Origin of the sequence: Sphingobium sp. ba1 (assembly GCF_000743655.1) — a bacterium.
Classification (GTDB): Bacteria; Pseudomonadota; Alphaproteobacteria; order Sphingomonadales; family Sphingomonadaceae; genus Sphingobium.
In genome coordinates this window covers 91,183-97,140 of record NZ_JPPQ01000083.1, presented here as the reverse complement: position 1 = coordinate 97,140, position 5,958 = coordinate 91,183, and the positions used below count along the sequence as shown (strand labels likewise).

5 protein-coding genes and 1 pseudogene are annotated in these 5,958 nt (G+C 64.4%); 2 read left to right on the top strand and 4 right to left on the bottom strand.

Features of this window, described 5'->3' with window-relative positions; genetic code table 11:
* Positions 1 to 430: pseudogene (locus tag IL54_RS19760) on the bottom strand (hypothetical protein); the annotation flags it as partial.
* Positions 431 to 568: 138 nt separating this feature from the next.
* On the opposite strand from IL54_RS19760, the gene IL54_RS19755 reads away from it, so the two are divergent.
* Positions 569 to 1,501 carry an NAD(P)H-dependent flavin oxidoreductase gene (locus IL54_RS19755; protein ID WP_037480533.1) on the top strand — a complete coding sequence of 311 codons (933 nt, stop codon included), beginning with the start codon at positions 569 to 571 and terminating at the stop codon, positions 1,499 to 1,501.
* On the opposite strand, the gene IL54_RS19750 is transcribed toward IL54_RS19755, so the two are convergent.
* Positions 1,496 to 2,374 (bottom strand): alpha/beta fold hydrolase, encoded by an 879-nt coding sequence (locus IL54_RS19750; RefSeq protein ID WP_037479776.1) that lies wholly within the window; start codon positions 2,372 to 2,374, stop codon positions 1,496 to 1,498. The genes IL54_RS19755 and IL54_RS19750 overlap by 6 nt on opposite strands.
* Before the next feature lie 147 nt (positions 2,375 to 2,521).
* Complete coding sequence (locus IL54_RS19745) at positions 2,522 to 4,486, bottom strand: hybrid sensor histidine kinase/response regulator (RefSeq protein WP_052027811.1); 1,965 nt, start codon at positions 4,484 to 4,486, stop codon at positions 2,522 to 2,524.
* 186 nt (positions 4,487 to 4,672) lie between these two features.
* On the opposite strand from IL54_RS19745, the gene IL54_RS19740 reads away from it, so the two are divergent.
* Positions 4,673 to 5,581 carry a sugar kinase gene (locus tag IL54_RS19740; protein WP_037479775.1) on the top strand — a complete coding sequence of 303 codons (909 nt, stop codon included), beginning with the start codon at positions 4,673 to 4,675 and terminating at the stop codon, positions 5,579 to 5,581.
* Between the two features lie 169 nt (positions 5,582 to 5,750).
* Here the strand turns inward: IL54_RS19740 and IL54_RS23425 are convergent.
* A partial coding sequence (locus IL54_RS23425; RefSeq protein WP_193378912.1) for a type IIL restriction-modification enzyme MmeI occupies positions 5,751 to 5,958 on the bottom strand: 208 nt, incomplete at its 5' end.

Genomic DNA, 5,958 nt, shown 5'->3' with positions numbered 1-5,958 from the left:
GGATCAGCGAAGATGCCCGGTCGCCAACGTCTGGAAAGACCTGTGCCGCCAACGCGCCCAGCGCGAAGGCGACACCGCCGACAAAGCCAGCGAGCAGCAGAATGGAGGGCAGCGCCATGCGCCGTTGCCCGGTGAAATATTCCGCCAACCCCCAACTGACCGCCGCGACCAGCGCGCCCGACATGAAGGAGGGATGATGTTCCGCCGCGCCGAGTCGCACGCTGTTGCCGAGCCAGCCGACCGCGACGAGCAGGATGATGCCTGCGATGGCGACGAATATGTCGTTGAAGCCGGTCAGGAGGCGGAAACTTTCTTCATCGACCACGGGGCTGGCGCGCAGTTGTGCGACATGATCGCGCAGCGCCTGTGCGGCCTGCGGTGACAGGACGCCCGCCGTAACGGCATCCTGCAAGTCGCCTTCGCTATACATCGTCCAGCTCTCCTGTCGGTTTCGACCCAGCGACGCTACCACAACTGTATTATGTTATCAACACAGTTCCTTTTGCTCTTTTTCGCGACGCTGCGCGATGATAGCGCGGTGGGGCAAAAGAGAGAGGAAAGTCCGCCCATGTCCCTGCCGTCTGCGCTCGAAGGCCGCTTGTCGCTGCCGCTGATCGGATCGCCGATGTTCATCATTTCGCAGCCCGAACTGGTGATCGCCCAATGTCGTGCAGGGATTGTCGGTGCCTTTCCGTCGCTCAACGCCCGGCCGTCGGGCATGTTCGAACAATGGCTGCAACGACTGGGCACGGAATTGACGGACGCGGATGCGCCGTTCGCGGTCAATCTGATCGTCCACAAGAGCAACAGCCGGTTGGACGAGGATCTGGATCTGTGCGTCAAATATCAGGTGCCGATCATCATCACGTCGCTGGGCGCGCAGGAGCGGGTGAATGACGCGGTGCATAGCTATGGTGGCATCGTGTTGCACGACGTGATCAACGACCGGTTCGCCAGGAAAGCGATCGAAAAGGGTGCCGATGGCCTGATCGCAGTGGCGGCCGGGGCAGGGGGCCACGCCGGTACGTTGTCGCCCTTCGCGCTGGTGCAGGAAATCCGTGCCTGGTTCGATGGGCCGCTGGCGCTGTCGGGGTCGATCGCGACGGGGCGCGCGATCGCTGCGGCACGGATGATGGGGGCTGACCTTGGCTATATGGGGTCGCCCTTCATCGCCACGACCGAGGCCAATGCGGATGGTGCCTACAAGCAGATGATCGTGGACAGCAGCGCGGGCGACATCGTTTATTCCGACGTGTTCACCGGCGTCCATGGCAATTATCTGCGCCCCAGCATTGTCGCGTCGGGCATGGATCCGGACAATCTGCCCAAGGCGACCGAAATGGACTTTGCCAGCATGACCGGGGGCGACAAGAAGGCGTGGCGCGACGTGTGGGGATGTGGCCAGGGGATCGGCGCGATCGATCAGGTACAGCCCGCCGCCGACTTCATCGCGCAGTTGAAGGCGCAATATCGGTCGGCGATCGACGGCTTCACCTCATAGGAAGGCGCGCAACTTGGCGATGAAGCGGTCGAACTGGTCGTGATGCAGCCAGTGGCCAGCATCGGGAAATTCGACCAGCCGCGCATCGGCGAAATGCGCCATGCGGCCGTCTTTCGCCGGGTTTGACGCCCAACTGTCCTGCCCAAGGCACAGCAGGGTCGGGCAGGTGATGCGCGACCAGAAATCGGGCAGGTCCGCGTCTGAGCCAGCCTGCGGCGCGGCGCTGCTGAGATAAGGGTCGAACTTCCAGCTGAAGCTGCCATCCTCATTGCGGTTGACGCCGTGGATGGTGAGGTGAAGGGCCTGTTCGACCGAAAGATGCTCGTTGCGTTCGCGCATGCGGCCGATCGCAGCCTCGATCGTGGCATAGCGTCTGGGCGTGCGGCGGGCATTGGCGCGGCGCGTGTCGATCCATTGCCGCCAGACGTCGAGCGATGCTTCCTCGGCCTTTTCCTTCAACCGATCAGGCGACAGGCCAAGCCCTTCGAGGGCGACGATGCGCTGGACCTTGTCCGGGAACAGGCCCGCATAGCGCAGCGCGATCGATCCGCCGAGCGAGTGGCCGACGATGGTGACGGGCGGGCGGTCGAGCAGGTCGACCAGCTGGGCCAGATCATAGAGATAATTGGCCATCATATAGGAGCCGTCGGGCGACCAGGCGCTGTCGCCATGGCCGCGCAGGTCCGGCGCGATGACATGATAGTCCTTCGCCAGCGCGCGTGCCGTCCAGTCCCAGCTGCGCCCATGATCGAAGCCGCCATGGACCAGGATCAAGACCGGTGCGGCGCTATTGCCCCAATCGAGATAGTGGAGCCGGGTGCGGAGCGAGGTGAAGAAATGCGAGGTCGGGGTCAGGGCGGTGGGCGTGTCCATGCAGTCCTGCTGGCCGGAGGAGAAGGTGGGGTGTTTGTCACTCCCTTTGGCGAACTCGCCCCTGCTTGCAAGGGCGGAGCGACCAAAATCGCGCAATTTTCCGATGTTTGCGCGATGATAGCGGTCGGTCGATCCCTTGCTGCCCCGCTATTCGCCGTCGACCGGCGGCAGGAGATGGGCCGTGCGCGCGGCGGCGGCGGCATGTCCGGCGGTGGCGACGATCCGTGCCAGTTCGGCCTGCCGGAACGGCTTGTCGAGGCGCGGGCGGCGGCTGGCATGGGGTGGCAATTCGGCGAAACCGGTGATGATGACGACCGGCAATCCCGGCCGCATCTGATCGATCCTGTCGGCAAGCTGCGCGCCGGTCATGCCCGGCATGGCATGGTCGGTGACCACCAGATCGACATCGCCTTGCTCCAGCATCCGCAAGGCTTCGGCGGCGTTCGATGCGCGGAACACGGTATGGCCCAGATCCTCCAGCATGCCGGCGGTGTTGGTCAGCACCAGTTCGTCATCATCCACCGCTAGGATGACGAGGGGGACGCTGGGGTTATTGCTGTAATCGACGGGCGCTATGATATCGGCAGCGGGACCGGCTTGTGATACGGGGAGCCAGAGCGAGACGGTCGTGCCTTCGCCCGGTTGGCTGGTGATGGTGAGTGATCCGCCGCATTGCTGGACGAAGCCATGCACCATCGACAGGCCAAGGCCGGTGCCTTTGCCGACGCCCTTGGTCGTGAAAAAGGGTTCGCGGGCGCGCTCGATCGTGGCGGCGTCCATGCCTTCGCCATTGTCGGCCACGGACAGTTCGACATAGGCACCGGGCGACAGGTCTGGCCGGTCGCCCTGTTCAATGGTCCAGCCCTGCGCCGCGATGATGATATCGCCGCCATTGGGCATGGCATCGCGCGCATTGACCGCCAGGTTGAGGATAGCGAGTTCGAGCTGCGCCGGGTCGGCATGGACATTGGCAAGCGACATCGGGAAGCGGGTTTCGATGTCGATCGCACCGCCCAGCGTTGTTTGCAGCAGTTCCGCCATGCCCAGCACCAGTGCGACCGGATCGACGCTTTGCAGTTTCAGTTCCTGCTTGCGGGCGAAGGCCAGCATCCGCTGCGTCAGCGTCGCGCCGCGTTCAGCCGCCGCCATGGCATTGTCGAGATAGCGGCTGATATCCGCGCCGTTTGCCATGCGTTGGCGGGCAAGGTCGAGGCTGCCGACGATGACGGCGAGAAGATTGTTGAAATCATGGGCGACGCCGCCGGTCAACTTGCCGATCGCGTCCATTTTCTGCGTCTGGATGATAGCGTCGCGCGCGGCGTCGAGCGCCTGTTGCGATTCGCGCCGTTCGGTCAGGTCGCGGGTGACCTTGGCAAAGCCGAGCAACTGGCCATGGGGATCGCGAATGCAGTCGATGACGACATTGGCCCAGAACCGCGATCCATCCTTGCGGATGCGCCAGCCTTCGGCTTCGAACCGGCCGTCGCGTTCGGCGGTATGGAGCGCGCGCGAGGGCAGCCCCGCCATCCGATCCTCTTCCGAATAGAAACGGGCGAAATTCTGACCGAGGATTTCGTCGGCCTTATAGCCTTTGAAGCGTTCGGCCCCCATGTTCCAGCTGGTGATGGTGCCCACCGGATCGAGCATATAGATCGCATAGTCGGTGACGCTTTCGACGAGCAGGCGAAACCGCTCTTCGCTGGAGCGGAGCGCTTCCTGCACCGCGCGCCGTTCGGTCAGGTCGCGCGTGACCTTGGCAAAGCCCAGCAATTGGCCGTCCTGCGCATCGCGGATGGGGTCGATGACGACATTGGCCCAAAATTGCGTGCCGTCCTTGCGGACGCGCCAGCCTTCGGCTTCGAACCGGCCGTCATGGTCGGCGGTGTAGAGAGCAAGCGCGGGAATGCCCGTGGCTTGATCTTCCGGCGTGTAGAAGCGGGAGAAATGCTGGCCGATGATCTCGTCGGCGGCATAGCCCTTGAACCGCTCCGCACCCGCATTCCAGCTGACCACCACGCCGTCGGCATCCAGCATGTAGATGGCATAGTCGGTAACGCTCTGAACCAGCAGTTCGAAGCGGTTGCCCGTATAACCGGATAGACCCTTGTTCATTATATTCCCGATCAGGACGCCATGATCATGACGTCATCCCCTTGCCTTCAGGCAAACGCCAAAGCCGCCCGATCGTTCCACATGGTAGGAAGGCGGAGATGCGAACGGTGGGATGGGTTGACTTTGACGGCCGCTCTGCGCCACCACGCCCCGGCATAGACGGGTTTGGCTGGACGGGATGTGGGCATGGGCGAGGGTGTGACGGTCACGGTGATTGGCGAAGCCATGCTGGAACTGAGCCGGGGGACGGGCGACAGCTGGAACCTGCGCTATGGCGGCGATGTCATCAATACCGCCGTGCATCTGGCCCGGTCGGGCGACAGGGTCCGGCTGGCAAGCGCAATGGGCAACGACCCGATGAGCGCCGAGCTGTGTGCGGCATGGGAAGCCGAGGGCGTGGATACGTCGCTCGTGCTGCGCGCCGCCGATCGGTTGCCGGGCCTCTATGCGATCGAGACGGATGCGAGCGGCGAGCGCAGCTTCCATTATTGGCGCAGCGAAGCGGCGGCGCGGCGGATGTTCGTGCTGCCCGGCAGCGCAGCGATGGTCGCGGCGGCGGCGCAATCGGATTTGCTCTATTTTTCGCTGATCACGCTCGCCATCCTGCCCGATGAAGGACGGGAGGCGTTGCTGGACCTGTGCGCGGCGGTGCGGGCGCGCGGCGGCAAGGTGGCGTTCGACGGCAATTATCGGGCGCGCCTGTGGGACGATGCGGCCACCGCACGGCACTGGCGCGACCGGGCGATCGCGCTCGCCGATATCGGCCTGCCCACGCTGGCGGACGAAGTCGAAATGGGCGAGGCGGACGATGCGCAGGATGCCGCGACCCGCTGGGGCGCGGGCGAGGGCCGGGAGATCATCGTCAAGCTGGGCGGCGATGGCTGCCTGGTCGACGGGCAGGTGGTGCCCATTCCCCGATCGCTGGACGTCGTGGATTCGAGCGGCGCGGGCGATGCCTTCAACGGCGGCTATCTGCACGCCCGACTGAGCGGCGTGACACCGGCGGACGCCGCGCTGGCCGGGCATCGGCTGGCGGGATGGAATATCGGTCGCCGTGGCGCGATCCCGGCGCGGGATGGGGATGCGCCTTATTAAGAATGTCGGCGTCAAACAGCAACCTCCGTTCGTTTCGAGCGAAGTCGAGAAACCTACGCGCCCAGGTTTCTTGACTTCGCTCGAAACGAACGGAGATCGGGATTACGACCTGAAATCATCGGCCCTCAAGGGGGAGGCGTGATACAGGTCACGGTCAAGGGCTCTTGCCCTAAGCCTCGCCCACATCCTGACCGGCCTTGCGCGCCACACGGCGGTTCTTTGCCGCACCCAGCCGTTCCAGCGGATTGACCAGCGCCTCATAGCGGCCGAACAGATGTTCCACCCGGTCGCGGTCGGTTTCAAACGCGGCGGGGCGGTAGAGGCGGTCGACCGCGCGGTCGAGCGCAGCATGGGCGCGGCGCAGATCGGCGGGCATC